18 protein-coding genes are annotated in these 16815 nt (G+C 61.6%); 11 read left to right on the top strand and 7 right to left on the bottom strand.

Annotated features, from left to right (window positions below):
- Positions 1-27: 27 nt before the first annotated feature.
- Both EPZ47_RS06390 and dinG read right to left on the bottom strand, forming a co-directional pair.
- Entirely contained in the window at positions 28-1173 is a 1146-nt protein-coding gene (locus tag EPZ47_RS06390) for a serine hydrolase domain-containing protein (protein ID WP_135844017.1), read from the bottom strand.
- Positions 1174-1330: 157 nt separating this feature from the next.
- The gene (dinG, locus tag EPZ47_RS06385) at positions 1331-3475 is read right to left on the bottom strand and encodes an ATP-dependent DNA helicase DinG (protein ID WP_135844016.1); all 2145 of its coding nucleotides are present in this window, start codon (positions 3473-3475) and stop codon (positions 1331-1333) included.
- A 99-nt stretch (positions 3476-3574) separates the two neighbouring features.
- On the opposite strand from dinG, the gene EPZ47_RS06380 reads away from it, so the two are divergent.
- Positions 3575-4039 (top strand): CopD family protein, encoded by a 465-nt coding sequence (locus EPZ47_RS06380; RefSeq protein ID WP_135844015.1) that lies wholly within the window; start codon positions 3575-3577, stop codon positions 4037-4039.
- 134 nt (positions 4040-4173) lie between these two features.
- Here EPZ47_RS06380 and EPZ47_RS06375 read toward each other — a convergent pair whose 3' ends face one another.
- The 4 genes from EPZ47_RS06375 to EPZ47_RS06360 all read right to left on the bottom strand — a co-directional run bounded on the left by EPZ47_RS06375 (position 4174) and on the right by EPZ47_RS06360 (position 6853).
- A complete protein-coding gene (locus tag EPZ47_RS06375; protein ID WP_135844014.1) occupies positions 4174-4932 on the bottom strand; it encodes a collagen-like protein in 759 nt (252 codons plus the stop codon).
- Positions 4925-5197: a DUF1145 domain-containing protein gene (locus EPZ47_RS06370; RefSeq protein WP_135844013.1), complete on the bottom strand. Its 273-nt coding sequence runs from the start codon at positions 5195-5197 to the stop codon at positions 4925-4927. Before EPZ47_RS06370 ends, EPZ47_RS06375 begins: the two co-directional genes overlap by 8 nt.
- A gap of 144 nt (positions 5198-5341) precedes the next feature.
- Complete coding sequence (locus tag EPZ47_RS06365; protein ID WP_135844012.1) at positions 5342-6067, bottom strand: PA1041 family peptidoglycan-binding anchor lipoprotein; 726 nt, start codon at positions 6065-6067, stop codon at positions 5342-5344.
- Positions 6068-6157: 90 nt separating this feature from the next.
- Positions 6158-6853 carry a PA1041 family peptidoglycan-binding anchor lipoprotein gene (locus tag EPZ47_RS06360; RefSeq protein ID WP_135844011.1) on the bottom strand — a complete coding sequence of 232 codons (696 nt, stop codon included), beginning with the start codon at positions 6851-6853 and terminating at the stop codon, positions 6158-6160.
- Positions 6854-7045: 192 nt separating this feature from the next.
- Between EPZ47_RS06360 and EPZ47_RS06355 the strand changes: the two genes are divergently transcribed.
- The 4 genes from EPZ47_RS06355 (at position 7046) to EPZ47_RS06340 (ending at position 8796) form a co-directional block, all read left to right on the top strand.
- Positions 7046-7543: a DUF6231 family protein gene (locus tag EPZ47_RS06355; RefSeq protein ID WP_135844010.1), complete on the top strand. Its 498-nt coding sequence runs from the start codon at positions 7046-7048 to the stop codon at positions 7541-7543.
- 14 nt (positions 7544-7557) lie between these two features.
- On the top strand, positions 7558-8034 hold the full coding sequence (locus tag EPZ47_RS06350; protein WP_135844009.1) for a YchJ family protein: 477 nt from the start codon (positions 7558-7560) through the stop codon (positions 8032-8034).
- A gap of 67 nt (positions 8035-8101) precedes the next feature.
- Positions 8102-8587 carry an LEA/WHy family protein gene (locus tag EPZ47_RS06345; protein WP_135844008.1) on the top strand — a complete coding sequence of 162 codons (486 nt, stop codon included), beginning with the start codon at positions 8102-8104 and terminating at the stop codon, positions 8585-8587.
- Positions 8588-8592: 5 nt separating this feature from the next.
- Positions 8593-8796, top strand: a complete 204-nt coding sequence (locus EPZ47_RS06340) for an SEC-C metal-binding domain-containing protein (protein ID WP_034154967.1) — start codon at positions 8593-8595, stop codon at positions 8794-8796.
- A 174-nt stretch (positions 8797-8970) separates the two neighbouring features.
- On the opposite strand, the gene EPZ47_RS06335 is transcribed toward EPZ47_RS06340, so the two are convergent.
- Positions 8971-9528, bottom strand: a complete 558-nt coding sequence (locus tag EPZ47_RS06335; protein ID WP_135844007.1) for a cysteine hydrolase family protein — start codon at positions 9526-9528, stop codon at positions 8971-8973.
- A 212-nt stretch (positions 9529-9740) separates the two neighbouring features.
- Here EPZ47_RS06335 and EPZ47_RS06330 point away from each other — a divergent pair, with 212 nt between their 5' ends.
- The 6 genes from EPZ47_RS06330 to EPZ47_RS06305 all read left to right on the top strand — a co-directional run bounded on the left by EPZ47_RS06330 (position 9741) and on the right by EPZ47_RS06305 (position 16755).
- Positions 9741-12191, top strand: a complete 2451-nt coding sequence (locus tag EPZ47_RS06330) for a penicillin acylase family protein (RefSeq protein ID WP_135844006.1) — start codon at positions 9741-9743, stop codon at positions 12189-12191.
- A gap of 364 nt (positions 12192-12555) precedes the next feature.
- Entirely contained in the window at positions 12556-13338 is a 783-nt protein-coding gene (locus EPZ47_RS06325; RefSeq protein ID WP_135844005.1) for a transporter substrate-binding domain-containing protein, read from the top strand.
- A 57-nt stretch (positions 13339-13395) separates the two neighbouring features.
- Entirely contained in the window at positions 13396-14124 is a 729-nt protein-coding gene (locus tag EPZ47_RS06320) for an ABC transporter permease (RefSeq protein WP_135844004.1), read from the top strand.
- Complete coding sequence (locus EPZ47_RS06315; protein WP_135844003.1) at positions 14121-14831, top strand: ABC transporter permease; 711 nt, start codon at positions 14121-14123, stop codon at positions 14829-14831. The genes EPZ47_RS06320 and EPZ47_RS06315 overlap by 4 nt, the downstream gene beginning before the upstream one ends.
- A 27-nt stretch (positions 14832-14858) precedes the next feature.
- On the top strand, positions 14859-15977 hold the full coding sequence (locus EPZ47_RS06310) for a succinylglutamate desuccinylase/aspartoacylase family protein (protein ID WP_135844002.1): 1119 nt from the start codon (positions 14859-14861) through the stop codon (positions 15975-15977).
- Positions 15978-15990: 13 nt separating this feature from the next.
- The gene (locus tag EPZ47_RS06305) at positions 15991-16755 is read left to right on the top strand and encodes an ABC transporter ATP-binding protein (RefSeq protein ID WP_135844001.1); all 765 of its coding nucleotides are present in this window, start codon (positions 15991-15993) and stop codon (positions 16753-16755) included.
- Positions 16756-16815 lie beyond the last annotated feature (60 nt).

Below are 16815 nucleotides of genomic sequence, written 5' to 3'. Positions count from 1 at the left end.
CCTGTGCCCACTGCCTTCAATGGCGTTTTACAGACAAGTGGCAAGCACCCTCGCGAGGTTCTGCGCGCGCGGGTCCATCAACACGTAAGGCCCGAGGGTGTTTGTCACGAAACCGAAAGCCACATCATGTTCCGGATCGGCAAACCCGATGGAGCCCCCCGCCCCCGGATGGCCGAATGCCCGTGGGCCGAGGCCGTAGGTTGCGTTCGGTACATCCGGCTGGTCGAGCATGCAACCCAGGCCGAAACGGGTCCGGGTCAACAGTGTCTTGTCCTCGCCGAGGCTGTGCTGACGAGTCAGTTCGTCGAGCATTTCGCCTTCCAGCAGGCTGCCGTCCAACAGACCGGCGTAGAACCCCGCCAGGCTGCGGGCGTTGCCGTGGCCGTTGGCCGCCGGCTGCTGCATGCGCCGCCACTCCGGCTTGTTGGTGCTGGTCATGATCGACGGCGGGTTGGTGAAAGCCCGGGTGGTCATGGCCGTGGGTTCGCGCATCGTCACCTGCAGCAGGCGCTGGGCCGCCGCATCGCCGACGTTGCCTTTGCCACGGGCGATGTGGGCCACGCGATGAAACTCTTCATCGGCCAGGCCAACGTGAAAATCCAGGCCCAACGGCTTGGCGATGCGGGCCACGATGGACTCTCCCGGGCCACGACCATCAGCCCTGCGCAGCAACTCGCCGACCAGCCAGCCGTAGGTGATCGCGGCGTAGCCGTGGCCCTCGCCCGGTGTCCACCAGGGTGTTTCAGCGGCCAGGGCATTGACCATGGTCTGCCAGTCATAGAGCGCTTCGGGCGCCAACAGCTCATGCAGCGCCGGTAACCCGGCCTGATGACAGAGCAACTGGCGCAGGGTGATGGATTGCTTGCCGGCTGCGGCAAACTCAGGCCAATATCGGGCGACCGGGGCATCCAGTTGCAACTTGCCCTCGGCCACCAATTGCAGGGCGGTGACGGCGGTGAACGTCTTGGTGCAGGAAAACAGATTGGCGATGGTGTCGCTGTGCCAGGCCTCGCTGCCATCCTTGTCGGCGGTCCCGGCCCACAGATCGATGACGGTTCGGCCACCGACTTGAATGCACAACGCCGCGCCGCGCTCTTGAGGATCATCGAACAGCGCCGCGAAGGCTTCACGCACCGCCTCGAACTGAAGCTCATAATGGCCTTGAATCTGCACCCGCAACTCCTTTGAAACAAACACTTTTTAAAGTGACTGGCATTGTTTCAGCCATTCAGGCTTTTGGGAACCGCCGCGAGACGGCTGGCTAAGCCTGGCCCCCTGTGGCAAGCCTGCTCCCACAAATACATGGCTTCGCTACACAATCGCAGCGACCTCAGGAAATCTCCCGCCGAAACGGCGGCAACGCGTTGAGGATCGCCTTGCCGTAGCGTTGGGTTACCAGCCGCCGGTCGAGCAAGGTGATGGTGCCGCGATCCTCTTCGGTACGCAGCAACCGACCGCAGGCCTGGACCAGTTTCAGCGAGGCGTCCGGCACGGAGATTTCCATGAAGGGGTTGCCACCACGGGCTTCGATCCACTCGGCCAGCGCAGCTTCCACCGGGTCGTCCGGGACCGAGAACGGGATCTTGGCGATCACCACGTGCTCACAATAGGCACCGGGCAAGTCCACGCCTTCGGCAAAACTCGCCAGGCCGAACAGCACGCTGGAATCCCCGCCGTCGACTCGCGCCTTGTGCTTGTTCAGGGTTTCCTGTTTTGACAGGTTGCCCTGGATGAACACCTGTTTGCGCCAGTCACGGTCGAGGCCATCGAACACGTCCTGCATCTGTTTGCGCGAGGAAAACAGCACCAGGGTACCCCGTGAACCTTCCACCAATTGCGGCAGATCGCGGATGATCGCGGCGGTGTGGGCGGCGGCGTCCCGTGGGTCGGCCTTGAGGTCCGGCACCCGCAGCACCCCGGCATCGGCGTGATGGAACGGGCTCGGGACCACGGCGGTCACGGCTTTCTTCGGCAAGCCGGCGCGCATGCGAAAACGGTCGAACGTGCCCAGGGCGGTCAACGTCGCGGACGTCACCAAGGCACCGTAGGCTACGTTCCACAAGTTGCGGCGCAGCATTTCCGCGGCCAGGATCGGGCTGGCATTGACCTCGATGTCGAACAACGAACCGCTCTCGGCCAGGGTCAACCAACGCGCCATTGGCGGATTGTCTTCCGGGTCCTCGGCGGTGAAGGCCGTCCACAACTCCCAATTGCCCTGGGAGCGGGACAACAAACTGCCAAACAGCGGATACCATTCCTCGGCCTGGTTGCTGGCGATACCGATATTGACCTCGCCATCCATGCCTTCCTTGAGCAGGTCGGTCAGGCGGGTGAACAGATCGGTCAAGCGGGCAAAACCCTTCTTGAGCTCGATGCCCATTTCGCGCATGTGCTCAGGAATCACCCCGCCAACAAAACGATGGCGCGGCCGCTCGCGGCCCTCGACGTCTTCGCCAGGCTTGAAATCGGCCACTTGCTCGCAAGCGGTGAACATGAACTGCTGGTTCGTCTTGATTTCCCGCGCCAGCTCCGGCACTTGCTCGATGAACTTGCCCAGGTCACCCGGCAACGGATGCTGGGCCAGCAGCTTGGTGAGGTTCTTGGCGGTGGTTTCCAGCCAGTCGGCGGTGGACCGCAGGCGGGTGTAATGGGCGAAATGGCCGATGGCCTTGTCCGGCAGGTGATGGCCTTCATCAAACACGTAGATCGTGTCACGCGGGTCCGGCAGCACTGCGCCACCGCCCAAAGCCAGGTCGGCCAGCACCATATCGTGGTTGGTGACGATCACGTCAACCTTGCCCATGCCTTCGCGAGCCTTGTAGAAGGCGCACTGGCCGAAGTTCGGGCAATGACGGTTGGTGCACTGGCTGTGATCGGTGGTCAAGCGCGACCAGTCGGCGTCTTCCAGGGCCGTGGACCAGCTGTCGCGGTCGCCGTCCCACTTATTGCCGGCCAGCTTCTCGATCATGCTGGTGAACAGCTTCTGGCTGGCCTCATCGACTTCGATCTTGAAGCCTTCTTCCTCGAACAGCTGGGCGGTGGCGGTCTGCGCCTGGCCTTCCTGCAGCAACATGTCGAGCTTGGACAGGCACATGTAGCGCCCACGGCCCTTGGCCAGGGAGAAAGTGAAATTCAGCCCGCTGTTGCGCATCAGGTCAGGCAAGTCCTTGAACACGATCTGCTCCTGCAGGGCGATCGTGGCCGTGGCGATCACCAGGCGCTTGCCGGCGGCCTTGGCAGTAGGGATCGCCGCCAGGCTGTAGGCCACGGTCTTGCCGGTACCGGTGCCGGCCTCCACCGCCACCACGGCGGGCTCGCCACTGCGCCGGCCTTCGTCGTCGGTGTCGATGTCGCCCAGGACTTTTGCCACTTCGGCAATCATCAGGCGCTGGCCATATCGCGGCTTGAGGCTCTTGGCTTCGAGAAAACGCGAATAGGCGCCCTGGATCGTGGTTTTGAGTTCGGTGCTGATCATGAATGTTCGGGCGCTAAAAACGCTGGATAAATTTTCAGTGGTTCGGATCGGCGGCTATCATACCCCGCTAATGAATCCTGCGCAGAACGGAGTAACCCAATGACACCCTTTGCCCTTGTCTACACCCTGCATTTACTGGCGGCCCTGGTCTGGGTCGGCGGCATGTTCTTCGCCTGGATGATCCTGCGTCCCGCCGCAATGACGGCCCTTGAAGGCCCTGCCCGGCTCAAGTTGTGGGTAGAAGTGTTTCAGCGTTTTTTCATTTGGGTCTGGGTGGCGGTGATACTTTTGCCGATCAGCGGTGTGGGCCTGATCCACATGCGCTTCGCCGGCTTCGAAACCGCACCGCGCTATGTGCAGGTGATGATGGGCTTGTATGTGGTGATGACCGCGCTGTTTATCCGTATCCAAGGCTTGCAACTGCCTTCGTTGCGTAGCGCTGTGGCTTCGCAGGATTGGCCGGCGGGTGCGGCGGTGCTGGGGAAGATTCGCAAACTGGTGGGGATCAATTTGCTGATCGGGCTGCTGGTGGTAGCGATTGGTGCGGCGCGACCGATGCTCTGAAGAAACTCTTCAGGTATCACACAGAACCTGTGGGAGCGGGCTTGCTCGCGAAAGCGGTGGGTCAGTCAACATTGATTAACCTGACACACCCTCTTCGCGAGCAACTCCGCTCCCACACTAGGGTCCGTCTACGCTTAGAACCGCTGCACCGTCACCGCTCCCGCCGCGCCGGCAGGCCCTGGCTGGCCATCGGCACCAGGGCGACCGCTTTTGCCACCGTCAGCGGTATAGACCAGGCAACCCTTGGCCTTGCCCCCGACCCCAGGCTTGCCACCCGGACCCGCCGCGCCACCGGCCCCGCCGTCCACCGCCACCTTGATCTGTTCGGCGGGATACTCGCGGGGCAGTTCGAGGCGCACCAGCGCCCCGGCCGCACCCGGTTGCCCGTCGCCGCCATTACTGCCGTCAGCACCGCGACCGGCTGAGCCCCAGGTGCAACCCGGAGCCTGGCCGTTGGCCCCGTCGAGGCCCACAAACCCTGGGGCGCCAGCACCACCACGGGCATCCACTGAAAACAGCGGCGCCTTCAAGGCATTGAAACGCAAGTTCAGATTGCGCCCCGGCCGGGCCGCCCTGGTATAGGTACCCGGTGCACCACGGGCAGTGATCTGGCTGCCGTCGGCCAATTCAGCCTGGACAACCTTCATCTCCAAAACCTGTTGCGCAGGCACGATGGCGATCCGCGCCTCGCGCCCCAGGTGCAACTGGCCGATGGACAATTCAGTGACGTTGGAAGGCACCAGCAAGGTGCCGTAATCGGCCACATCCAGCCGCTCCAGGGTCAGGCTGCTGGTGGTATTGGGCAGGCGCATGAGCGAATGGCTTTCTACCTGGAGCACTTGAGCCGAAGCCCACGGGCAGACGAATGCGACGAGCAGACACAATTTACGCATGGGAAGCCTCGGACGCGGTCGGGAGGGTTTGCAGGTGGAAGATGCCAAACAGCAGTACCCTGAGGCGATCGCGGCCAGGCGAGGGTCGGCCACGGAAGCTGGCCCTGAATAATAAAAGCTCCAGCAAATGCACCGCCAGCAGCAGCGCCCCGGCGAAGTTGACCAGCAGATGCAGCGGATGGACGAACGGTATGATCAGGTTGACCAGCACCACCAGCCAGAACAGCAGGGTCAACAAGCGCCCCAGCCCCCAAAACACCTTCATACGCCCCCCGATGAGTATTATTCTTTGGCCGCACAGTAACGGCTTGCGCGCAGGATAAGCCAGAGGCAAAGGCAAATTTAATTTACCGCCGGCCAGTGACCGCCGAACCGCACGCCTCGCGATCCGACGGCTCTGGCTCGGGCCTCAACGCTGAATATGCAGTTCGACCCGACGGTTCTGCGCCCGCCCGTCATCGGTCTCGTTGTCGGCCACCGGCTCGCTTTCACCCTTGCCTTCGCTGGTGAGTTTGTCCGGGGCCAGCCCCTGGGTCAGCAGATACTCCACGACGCTGCTGGCGCGCCGCTCGGACAACGCCTGATTGTAGGCATCGGTACCCACGCTGTCGGTATGGCCGACCACGCGGATACTGGCGACATTGGCATGACTCAATTTGCCCAGCAGCCCATCGAGCTGGCTTCGAGCCGCGGCGGTGAGATCGGACTTGTCGAAATCGAACAGCACCTTGCCGGCATCGTTGAGGGTGATGACTTCGCTCGCGGGGGCTTGAGGTTCGACCGGTGGGGCGCTGGCCGGGTATTGGGGCAGCGGGCAACCATGATGTTCGACGGGGGTATTGGCCGGCGTGTCGGGACAACGGTCGCGGCGGTCGAATACGCCATCGTCGTCTTCATCACCATCCTGGGCGTAGCAGATCAAGCCACCGCCCAGCAGCCCCAAAGCGGCGCCGCCAGCGGCCCAACCACTGCTTTCAATGGCTCCCAGGCCGCCACCGACAAGGCCACCAATCAGGCTGCAGATAGGCCAGGTGCGTTGATTAAGCGGTGCGCTGCCATCGCTGTGGGTGGCACAACCGGACAACAGACTGCTCGCCAGCAACACCGGTAAGGCAGCCCTGATTAGAACGTTCATAGTGAATGCTCCTGTGTCACCGGCCCATACCGGTCACACAGGAGTAAAGACCCGCATCCGCGACTGTACAAGCCGCGGATGACAAGGGTTTCAGCGATTTATCCGGATTTCCGTGCGGCGGTTCAGCGCGCGACCATCGGCGGTTTTGTTGTCGGCCACCGGCTGGCTCTCACCGGCACCGGACACCGAGACAAAGCTGGCGCGAGGTACACCTTGCTCGACCAGGTAGTGCACCACCGAATTGGCCCGTTTCTCGGACAACCGTTGGTTGTAGGCATCGCTGCCGACACTGTCGGTGTGGCCGGTGACCCGCAACTGCGTGGTGGATGTTTCCTGTTTCAGCCGGGTCGCAACGGTGCTCAGCACATCTTTATCGGCGGGAGTCAACGTGGCTTTGTTGAACTCGAAGTGCACATCGCGGATCACGATGGTTTCCTCCTGGACCACCACGGCCTCTGCAGCCATCGGCACCGGGGCGGGCGGCGGGCAGCCGTCAGCATCGACCTGCACGCCCTTCGGTGTGCCCGGGCACTTGTCGCGGCTGTCTGGCACACCATCGCCATCTTCATCGCCGTCACCGTGCACCCAGCAATAGGCCGCCGCCATGCCGCCAACGAACAACGCACCGCCGCCGGCCCAGGCAGTACTTTCGGTGGCGCCCAAGCCCGCGCCGATTACGCCGCCGACGGCCGCACAGGTCGGCCAGTCGGTTTTCTGCAAACCTGCGCAACCAGTCAACACACTGGTTAGCAGAACCAGGGGTAACGCTGTCCGAACTATGCTCATCGGGGTTTCTCCTTGAGGGATCGGCGTTGCGCCGATTCAGGGGAGTAAAGACCCGAGTTCGGATCTGCGCCAGCCTCAAGCAATCCCGGGTTTCGCCCCGTGTTTACGGCAGTTCGGCACGTTTAGGCGCAAACCGCTCTAGGCCATGATGTCCGGGCAGGCTATCGTGGTGGTTCTGACTGAGGAACTTCGATGACCGTTGCCATTTCTACGCGTACGCCCCAGCAAGCGCTGGCCGCCGTGCTTGATCGTTACGCCCCGCAAAAACTGCTGTTGATCGGTGCGAGCAGCTTTCCCGCACTCGAGGCGTTCCAGCAGGCGCATCCCGACACCGAAGTGGTCCATGCCGCCCCCGGCGCCTTGCCAACGGACGTGGCGGCGCGGCGTTTTGACCTGGCCCTGGCGCTCGATTGCCTGGAGCATTTGCCCAAGCGCGACGGTCTGAATCTGTTGGGTGGTATCCGCAATCTCAACGCCAGCCGTATCGCCGTGTTGGCGGACCTCAACGCCTGCGGCTGGCAAGAGACGGACTTTTTCTCCCTGGCCCTGCAAGCCAGCGAGCGATTCCAGCGCGAGGAGCAGGTGCTGACCCTGTTTACCTACGATCTGCTTGAATACAAACAAGTCCCCGACTGGCTCAACTCACGTTTTTGGGCTAACCCGGAAAATTTTGGAAAATACTGGTGGTAGCCGTGAACACAAGCATGAACACAACCATTTGCCCCTGCGGCAGTGGCAACCCATTGGACGCCTGCTGTGGCCATTACCACGACGGTCACCCGGCGCCTTGCGCCGAAGCCTTGATGCGCTCACGCTATAGCGCCTACGTGCTGGGGCTGGTGGATTACCTGGTGGCCACTACCCTCCCCGCCCAGCAGGATGGCCTTGACCGCCCGTCCATCAGCGAGTGGAGCGCCAACAGCACCTGGCTGGGGCTGGAGGTGGAAAGCAGCGAAGTGTTCGGAGGCCAACCAGAACATGCCTTCGTCACCTTCACGGCGCGCTGGCACGACGGTCAGGGCGAACACAGTCACCGCGAACAGTCCTCGTTCGTACAGAATGACGGCCGCTGGTACTTCATCGACCCCACCGTGCCCGTCAAGACGGGCCGCAACGACAGTTGCCCGTGCGGCAGCGGGCAAAAATTCAAGAAGTGCTGTGCAGGCTACTTCGCTCGTTGATTTCGGAAACGTCCGACGCTTGCTCCCTCCTCTAGGGGCTAGACTGGAATGAACCAGAGGCGTGGATATGACCTACTCATCACACTTGCTACGCATCACGTGCCTGCTGCTGTTCGTCGGGCTTGGCAGTTGCGCGTCCTGGCGAGGTGACGAGGCTCCCGAGCCGCAGGTGCACCTGGTCAAGGTCGAGGTGGTGCGGGCCCGGCTGCTGGAACAGAAATTCATGCTGCACTTTCGTGTCGACAACCCCGCCGACAGCGACCTGACCGTGCGCGGCCTGACGTACCGCATCCATCTGGGTGATTTGCTGCTCACCGAAGGCGAACATGAACATTGGTTCACCGTGGCCCCACGACACAGCGGCTATTTCAAGGTGCCGATCCGTACCAACCTGTGGCCGCAGGTGCGGGACGTGGTGAAATTGCTCGAAAAACCCCGGGAGCAGATCCCCTATCGTCTGGAAGGTGAGCTGGAAACCGGGATATTCATCGCTCACTACGTGCACCTGAAGCGCAATGGCGTGATAATCGCCGCCGATTTTATTGCGGAGTAACCCCGATGACCCAGCAACCCCACGTTCACGGCCCTGATTGCAACCACGATCATGACCATCACCACGAACATGACCACGGCCACGTCCACGGTCCGAACTGCGGCCACGCCCACCAGGAACCAGTGCGCAACGCCCTGAAGGATGTCGGCCGCAACGACCCTTGCCCATGCGGCAATGGCAAGAAATTCAAGAAGTGCCACGGGGCTTGAGGGTTCGGGTGGAAATTTTTTTCGCCTGCTAGAGCGTCATTGCGAGCAAGCTCGCTCCCACAGGGGAATTGCGGTAAAGCGATCTCTAATGATCGTCGCAGAATCAAAATGTGGTAGCGAGCTTGCTCCAGGCGGCGATCCGACGATGAGGCCGGCGCTGTTAGTACCTATCTATCAGCCCGCCTCCAGAATCCGCTTCACACTGACCACCGTCGCATACTCGCCGTGCAAGTTGCCCAGGGACATGGCATGCACCTCGCTGGCCGAACGGGCATTGCCGAAATAATCGGCCTTGTCGAAGGTAAAGCAGGCGTCCTCGGCCACCCAGGTGTCGAATCCCAGGTTGCCGGCCGTACGCGCCGTGGACTCCACCGAGTTGTGCGTCGCCACGCCGACGATCACCACTTGCCCGATCCCGGCCTTGCGCAGGTCTTCCTCCAGACGGGTGCCACTGAACGCATCCGGCACCTGCTTTTGAACCAACCACTCCCCAGCCACCGGTTCGAACCGCGGCTGAACTTCCACCCCCGACTGCCCCGGCCAAAACACCGAGTCCGGCGAGCGGGACAGGTGATGGACATGAATCACCGGTCGCGCCGTATGTCGCCAAAAAGCCAGCAATTCCAGCATGCGCAGCTCCGCCTCGGGGTTGTTGCGGGGGCCAAGCCTGGGGTGAAGGATGCCTTTTTGTTGATCGATGAGGATCAACGCTGCGTTTTCCTGAAGCTCCATGCCAGTTTTCTCATGCTCGTTCATTGGATTTGCCACACTTGAGCATCCCCTCTTCCTACAGGCAAGCCTTCGAACAAAACAGGGCCAAGACTTAATTTGTCGGTTTCATCGCCAAATCCACAAATAACCCTCGCCCCCGCTTGCGCGGCCCCCTCCTGCTCACTAACGTAGCGCCTTTATTGCTGCCACCCCCCTCCCGCAGGAGCTTTGCCATGGCCTCGCCAGCCTCTATTTCTTTTATTCCCCGGCTCGGCGTTGCCGCCGCAGTGGCCAGTGTGCTCGGTTTGAGCGGTTGTCAGGCCTGGAACACCCAGGACACTGTTGCGCCCACTTCCGGCGTGCAACCGCTCAAGGGGTTGGCGCAGAACGTCTCGGTTCGACGCAATGCCATGGGCATGCCGTTGATCGAGAGCAATAGCTTCCATGACGCCCTGTTCACCCTTGGCTACGTCCATGCCAGCGACCGTATCACCCAGATGGTGACCTTGCGCCTGCTGGCCCAGGGGCGATTGGCGGAAATGTCCGGTGCCGAACGGCTGGACGTCGACCGCTACATGCGTGCAGTCAACCTGAAGAAAAACGCCGATGAGCTGTACAAGGCCTCTTCTCCACGGCTCAAGCGCTTCTTCGAAGTCTATGCCCGCGGCGTCAACGCCTATCTGTTCCGATACCGCGACAAGTTGCCATCGGACCTGGCCGCTACCGGCTACAAACCCGAATACTGGAAACCGGAAGATTCGGCGCTGATGTTCTGCCTGCTGAATTTCAGCCAATCGGCCAACCTGCCGGAAGAAATCGCCAACCTGGTGCTGGCCCAGACGGTCACCCATGACAAACTCGCCTGGCTAAGCCCGTCCTATCCGGATGAACAACTGCCCATGGCAGAGGCCGACAAGCTCCAGGGTATTCGGCTCAACGGTCAAGTCCCGGGCCTGAACGAAATCAGCAAGGCCACCGGCCAGTTGACTGAACTGAACCTGTTGAACGGGGCATCTTCGAGCAACTGGGCCATCGCGCCGCAACGCAGCCGCAACGGCAAGAGCCTGCTGGCCAGCGACGGCCATGGGCCATTGAGCACCTCGTCGCTGTGGGTTCCTGTGCAGATCCGTGCCCCCAAGTACCAGGCGGCCGGGGTTTCCGTGGCGGGCATTCCGATGATTCTGGCGGGCTTCAACGGCAAAGTGGCCTGGAGCATGACCAGCGTACTGGGCGACAACCAGGACCTGTTCCTGGAAAAAATCCGTCGCCAGGGCAATGGCCTGTCCTACGAGGTCAACGGCAAATGGCAGCCAGTGATGGTGCGTAACGAAACCTACTTCATCAAAGGTCAGCGACCAATTCGTGAAGCGGTGTTCGAAACCCGTCATGGTCCGCTGCTCAACAGCGCCCAAGGCCCGGCCATGGCCAACGGTTTTGGTCTGGCGTTGCAGACGCCAAGCTTTGCCGACGACAAAACCCTGGACGCACTCTTCGACCTGTCCCGCGCGCAGAACGTCGAGAAAGCCTCGGATGCCAGCCGGGAAGTCCGCGCCCTGGCGGTAAACATGGTCTTTGCCGACGCCAGCCATATCGGCTGGCAAGTCACCGGTCGCTACCCCAACCGCCGCGAAGGCGAAGGCCTGTTGCCGTCGCCAGGCTGGGACGGTCGCTACGACTGGGACGGTTACGCCGACCCGATGCTGCACCCCTACGACCAGGACCCGGCCCAAGGCTGGCTCGGCACCGCCAACCAGCGGGTCATTCCCCACGGCTACGGCATGCAGTTGTCCAACTCCTGGGCCGCACCGGAGCGTGGCGAGCGCATGGCCGAACTGGCCGGCGCGGGCAAGCACGACAGCCGCAGCCTCAGCGCCATGCAATATGACCAGACCACGACCTTCGCGACCAAGCTCAAGAAAGCCTTTGAAGCCCCGGGCATGGCCCAGCCGCTCAAACTGGCGATCGAAGCCCTGCCGGTAGCGGATCGGGCCAAGGCCCGCGAGGCCTATACCCGTCTGATGGCGTTCGATGGCCGGCTCAGCCCGACCTCGGCCGACGCAGCGACTTATGAGTTGTTCCTGCAGGAAAGCATGAAGCAGATTTTCCTCGACGAGTTGGGCCCGCAAAGCAGCCCGGCGTGGAAAGCCCTGGTTGCCAATGGCCAATTGTCCTACTCGGCCCAGGCCGATCATCTGCTGGCTCGCGAGGACAGCCCTTTCTGGGACGACGTGCGTACGCCGCAGAAAGAAGACAAGGCGCTCATCCTGGCCCGAAGCCTGGCCGCGACCATCAGCGCCGGCGACAGCCTGTTGGGCGGTGATCACAAGGCCTGGCAATGGGGCAAGCTGCACCCATACACGTGGAAAAACAGCAGTGGCCAGATCGTGCGCGGACCGGTATCGGCCGGCGGCGACGCCACCACGCTCAACACCGCGGCGTTCGCCTGGGGCGAGGATTTCAACACCACCCTGGCGCCTGCGATGCGCTTTATCGTTGACTTTGGCCAGCCTGAACCGTTGATGATTCAAGGGGGTACAGGGCAGTCCGATAACCCGGCCAGTGCGAACTACGTCAATGGCCTCGATCCGTGGATCAAGGGGCAGTATCAGAACCTGCCCTTGCAGCCGCAGAACTTTGATCGGGCGTATGGCAAGACACGGTTGACCCTGGTGCCGGGCAAATAGGCCGTCCACTGTGGCGAGGGGATGATCCCCGCGGGGGCTGCGCAGCAGCCCCTAAAGGTCGAACCTCGCCGCCAGGTGTACCGTGATACCCGATTTGAGGGCTGCTACGCAGCCCAACGGGGATAAATCCCCTCCTGCCAGAGCAATGACAAAAGCACAGCCCGCTCCATCCTGGTGCATCTTTTGAGGTACGCTCGTACCCGCGCACCAACGCGCGCCACTGCCTCTGGCCGAAGCTTTTAAAACACTTGTTCGGCACTCTGGTTCGGAAATTGCTACCTTTATGCCGTCATACCGTTCTCGCCTTCACCGGTAACAATACTTACGCGCCACAAGCGCTCATATTGGTTTTAGGGATTGAATAATGAAAAAAGCACTGCTGACCCTTTCTGCACTGGCGTTGTGCATGGCCGCCGGCGTCGCCACGGCCAAGGAATACAAGGAACTGCGTTTTGGTGTCGACCCCTCCTACGCTCCGTTTGAATCCAAGGCCGCCGACGGCAGCCTGGTCGGTTTCGACATCGACCTGGGCAATGCGATCTGCGCGGAACTGAAGGTCAAATGCAAATGGGTCGAAAGTGATTTCGACGGCATGATCCCGGGCCTGAAAGCCAAGAAATTCGACGGTGTGATCTCCTCCATGACCGTGACCCCGGCCCGCGAGAAAGTCATCGACTTCTCCAGCGAGCTGTTCTCCGGCCCGACGGCGTATGTGTTCAAGAAAGGCTCAGGCCTGAGCGAAGACGTTGCCTCGCTCAAAGGCAAAACCGTCGGCTACGAGCAAGGCACCATCCAGGAAGCCTACGCCAAAGCCGTGCTGGACAAGGCTGGCGTCAAGACCCAGGCCTATCAGAACCAGGACCAGGTCTACGCCGACCTGACCTCCGGGCGCCTCGACGCAGCGATCCAAGACATGCTGCAGGCCGAGCTGGGCTTCCTGAAATCGCCAAAAGGCGAAGGCTATGAAGTCAGCAAGCCAGTGGACAGCGAACTGCTGCCTTCCAAGACCGCCATCGGTATCAGCAAAGGTAACAAAGAGCTGAAGGCACTTTTGGATAAAGGTATCAAAGCGTTACACGACGACGGCACCTACGCCGAAATCCAGAAAAAACACTTTGGCGATCTGAATCTGTACAGCGGCAAATAATGCGCTGCGCCCATCCGGACTCGGATGGGCGCTTTTTTCCTGCCAAAGGCCTCTTTCATGTTCGAACAACTCCTACAAAATCTGGGGCTCTCCGCCTTCAGCCTGCAGGGCTTCGGCCCGCTGCTGATGCAAGGCACCTGGATGACCATCAAACTGGCGGTCCTGTCGTTGTTGCTGAGCGTCCTGCTCGGCCTGCTGGGTGCCAGTGCCAAGCTGTCCAGCCTCAAACTGCTGCGAATCCCTGCCCAGCTCTACACCACGCTGATTCGCGGCGTGCCGGACCTGGTGCTGATGCTGCTGATTTTCTACAGCCTGCAAACCTGGCTGACTTCTTTTACCGATTTCATGGAATGGGAATACATCGAGATCAACCCGTTCGGCGCCGGGGTCATCACCCTGGGCTTTATCTATGGCGCGTACTTCACCGAAACCTTCCGCGGCGCGATCCTATCGGTGCCCCGTGGCCAGGTCGAAGCCGCCACAGCCTATGGTCTCAAGCGTGGCCAGCGGTTCCGCTTCGTGGTGTTTCCGCAAATGATGCGCTTCGCCCTGCCGGGTATCGGCAACAACTGGATGGTGATGCTCAAGGCCACCGCGCTGGTGTCGATCATTGGTTTGGCCGACCTGGTCAAGGCGGCCCAGGACGCGGGCAAGAGCACATATCAGCTGTTTTACTTCCTGGTGCTGGCGGCGTTGATCTACCTGTTGATCACCAGCGCGTCCAATTTCATTCTGCGCCGGCTTGAACGCCGCTACGCCGCTGGAGCCCGGGAGGCGGTGCGATGATCGAACTTCTACAGGAATACTGGCGGCCGTTTCTTTACAGCGACGGCGCCAACATCACTGGCCTGGCGATGACCCTGTGGCTGCTCAGCGCCTCACTGCTGATCGGCTTTGTGGTGTCGATCCCGCTGTCCATCGCCCGGGTTTCGCCCACGTTCTACATACGCTGGCCGGTGCAGTTCTACACCTATCTATTCCGCGGCACGCCGCTCTACATCCAGTTGCTGATCTGCTACACCGGCATCTACAGCATCGCGGCGGTACGTGCCCAGCCACTGCTCGACAGCTTCTTTCGCGACGCGATGAACTGCACGATCCTGGCCTTTGCCTTGAACACCTGCGCCTACACCACGGAAATTTTCGCCGGGGCGATTCGCAGCATGAACCATGGCGAAGTCGAAGCGGCCAAGGCCTATGGCCTGACTGGCTGGAAGCTCTACACCTACGTGATCATGCCTTCGGCGCTGCGCCGCTCGCTGCCGTATTACAGCAACGAAGTGATTCTGATGCTGCACTCGACGACCGTGGCGTTCACCGCTACCGTTCCTGATGTGCTGAAAGTCGCCCGGGACGCCAACTCGGCCACATTCCTGACGTTCCAGTCGTTCGGCATCGCCGCGTTGATCTACCTGACCGTCACCTTTGCACTGGTGGGCCTCTTCCGCCTCGCCGAACGCCGCTGGCTGGCCTTTCTCGGGCCGACCCACTAGGGCTTTTGTTCCAGGACACACAAGCAAATGCGCCACCAGAGTCATGACCTGCTGGCCCCGCTGCCGGGGACCGCACGCAAGATCCACAGCTTCCACTTCGGCCCGGAAAACGCCGTTGGCAAAATCTACATCCAGTCGTCCCTGCACGCCGATGAACTGCCTGGCATGCTGGTAGCCTGGCACCTCAAGCAGCGCCTGGCCGAGCTTGAGGCGTCCGGCCACCTGCGGCACGAGATCGTGCTGGTGCCCGTCGCCAACCCCATCGGTCTTGAACAAGTGCTGATGGACGTGCCCCTGGGCCGCTACGAAATGGAGAGCGGGCAGAATTTCAATCGCCGCTTCGTCGACCTGAGCGAAGAAGTCGGCAATGAAATCGAAGAGCTGCTCACCGACGACCCGCAGCACAACCTGCTGCTGATCCGCACCAGCCTGCGCGATGCCCTCGCCCGACAGACCGCCAGCACGCAACTGCAATCCCAGCGCCTGGTCCTGCAACGGCTGGCCTGCGACGCCGACATGGTGCTGGACCTGCATTGCGACTTCGAAGCCGTGGCCCACCTCTACACCACACCGCAAGCCTGGCCGCAGGTCGAACCGCTGGCGCGCTACATCGGTGCCGAGGCCAGCTTGCTGGCGACCGATTCGGGTGGCCAGTCGTTCGATGAATGCTTCACGCTGCTCTGGTGGCAACTCAAGGAACGCTTCGGCGAGCGGTTCGAGATTCCCTTGGGCAGCTTTTCGGTCACCGTGGAATTGCGCGGCCAGGGCGACGTCAACCACGGGCTGGCGAGCCTCGATTGCCAGGCGCTGATCGAATACCTGATCCGCTTCGGCGCCATCGACGGCGAACCGATGCCCCTACCCGACCTGCCCTACCCGGCCACGCCGTTGGCCGGTGTAGAACCCGTGGCGACGCCCGTGGGTGGGCTGCTGGTCTACAGCGCCCTGCCCGGCGAATACCTGGAGGCGGGGCAACTGATCGCGGAAATCATCGACCCGGTCAACGACACCGTTACCCCCGTTCATTGCCGTAACGCCGGGCTGCTCTACGCCCGCTCGCTGCGCCGCATGGCCACCGCCGGCATGGTGATCGCCCATGTCGCCGGCGCCGAAGCCTACCGCAGCGGTTACCTACTTTCGCCTTGAGGATGCCTGTTCCATGTACAAACTGACCATCGAAGGCCTGCATAAAAGCTATGGCGAACATCAGGTGCTCAAAGGCGTTTCGCTCAAGGCCAAGACCGGCGACGTCATCAGCCTGATCGGCGCCAGCGGCTCGGGCAAAAGTACCTTTTTGCGCTGTATCAACTTTCTCGAGCAACCCAATGACGGCGCCATGAGCCTGGACGGCCAGGCGATCCAGATGATCAAGGACCGCCACGGCATGCGCGTGGCCGACGATGATGAACTGCAACGCATCCGTACGCGCCTGGCCATGGTGTTCCAACACTTCAACCTGTGGAGCCACATGACCGTGCTGGAGAACATCACCATGGCTCCGCGCCGGGTGTTGGGGATCAGCAAGCAGGAAGCCGACGACCGTGCTCGCCGTTATCTCGACAAGGTCGGCCTGCCGGCGCGGGTCGCCGAACAATATCCGGCGTTCCTTTCCGGCGGCCAGCAACAACGCGTGGCCATCGCCCGCGCGCTGGCGATGGAGCCCGAGGTGATGCTGTTCGACGAACCCACCTCGGCCCTGGACCCGGAGCTGGTGGGTGAAGTCTTGAAAGTGATCCAGGGCCTGGCCGAAGAAGGCCGGACCATGATCATGGTGACCCACGAAATGAGCTTCGCCCGCAAAGTCTCGAACCAGGTGCTGTTCCTGCACCAGGGCCTGGTGGAAGAAGAAGGCGCGCCGGAAGACGTGCTGGGCAATCCCAGGAGCGAACGGCTCAAGCAGTTTCTCAGTGGCAACCTGAAATAAACTCTGTGGCGACGGTTGTGTGGGAGCAAACTTTGCTCCCACAGCTGACAGGTCACTATT

This window comes from Pseudomonas viciae, from assembly GCF_004786035.1.
GTDB classification, from domain to species: Bacteria; Pseudomonadota; Gammaproteobacteria; order Pseudomonadales; family Pseudomonadaceae; genus Aquipseudomonas; species Aquipseudomonas viciae.
This window is presented reverse-complemented; position numbering and strand designations above follow the sequence as displayed.

Excerpts from the sequence above, each read along its gene's own strand:
- EPZ47_RS06315 (WP_135844003.1), top strand. The coding sequence starts at position 14,121 with ATGATCGAACTTCTACAGGAATACTGGCGGCCGTTTCTTTACAGCGAC.
- EPZ47_RS06310 (WP_135844002.1), top strand. The coding sequence starts at position 14,859 with ATGCGCCACCAGAGTCATGACCTGCTGGCCCCGCTGCCGGGGACCGCA.
- dinG (WP_135844016.1), bottom strand. The coding sequence starts at position 3,475 with ATGATCAGCACCGAACTCAAAACCACGATCCAGGGCGCCTATTCGCGT.
- EPZ47_RS06330 (WP_135844006.1), top strand. The coding sequence starts at position 9,741 with ATGGCCTCGCCAGCCTCTATTTCTTTTATTCCCCGGCTCGGCGTTGCC.
- EPZ47_RS06360 (WP_135844011.1), bottom strand. The coding sequence starts at position 6,853 with ATGAGCATAGTTCGGACAGCGTTACCCCTGGTTCTGCTAACCAGTGTG.
- EPZ47_RS06305 (WP_135844001.1), top strand. The coding sequence starts at position 15,991 with ATGTACAAACTGACCATCGAAGGCCTGCATAAAAGCTATGGCGAACAT.
- EPZ47_RS06350 (WP_135844009.1), top strand. The coding sequence starts at position 7,558 with ATGAACACAACCATTTGCCCCTGCGGCAGTGGCAACCCATTGGACGCC.
- EPZ47_RS06380 (WP_135844015.1), top strand. The coding sequence starts at position 3,575 with ATGACACCCTTTGCCCTTGTCTACACCCTGCATTTACTGGCGGCCCTG.
- EPZ47_RS06370 (WP_135844013.1), bottom strand. The coding sequence starts at position 5,197 with ATGAAGGTGTTTTGGGGGCTGGGGCGCTTGTTGACCCTGCTGTTCTGG.
- EPZ47_RS06340 (WP_034154967.1), top strand. The coding sequence starts at position 8,593 with ATGACCCAGCAACCCCACGTTCACGGCCCTGATTGCAACCACGATCAT.
- EPZ47_RS06325 (WP_135844005.1), top strand. The coding sequence starts at position 12,556 with ATGAAAAAAGCACTGCTGACCCTTTCTGCACTGGCGTTGTGCATGGCC.
- EPZ47_RS06320 (WP_135844004.1), top strand. The coding sequence starts at position 13,396 with ATGTTCGAACAACTCCTACAAAATCTGGGGCTCTCCGCCTTCAGCCTG.
- EPZ47_RS06335 (WP_135844007.1), bottom strand. The coding sequence starts at position 9,528 with ATGGAGCTTCAGGAAAACGCAGCGTTGATCCTCATCGATCAACAAAAA.
- EPZ47_RS06375 (WP_135844014.1), bottom strand. The coding sequence starts at position 4,932 with ATGCGTAAATTGTGTCTGCTCGTCGCATTCGTCTGCCCGTGGGCTTCG.
- EPZ47_RS06345 (WP_135844008.1), top strand. The coding sequence starts at position 8,102 with ATGACCTACTCATCACACTTGCTACGCATCACGTGCCTGCTGCTGTTC.
- EPZ47_RS06365 (WP_135844012.1), bottom strand. The coding sequence starts at position 6,067 with ATGAACGTTCTAATCAGGGCTGCCTTACCGGTGTTGCTGGCGAGCAGT.
- EPZ47_RS06355 (WP_135844010.1), top strand. The coding sequence starts at position 7,046 with ATGACCGTTGCCATTTCTACGCGTACGCCCCAGCAAGCGCTGGCCGCC.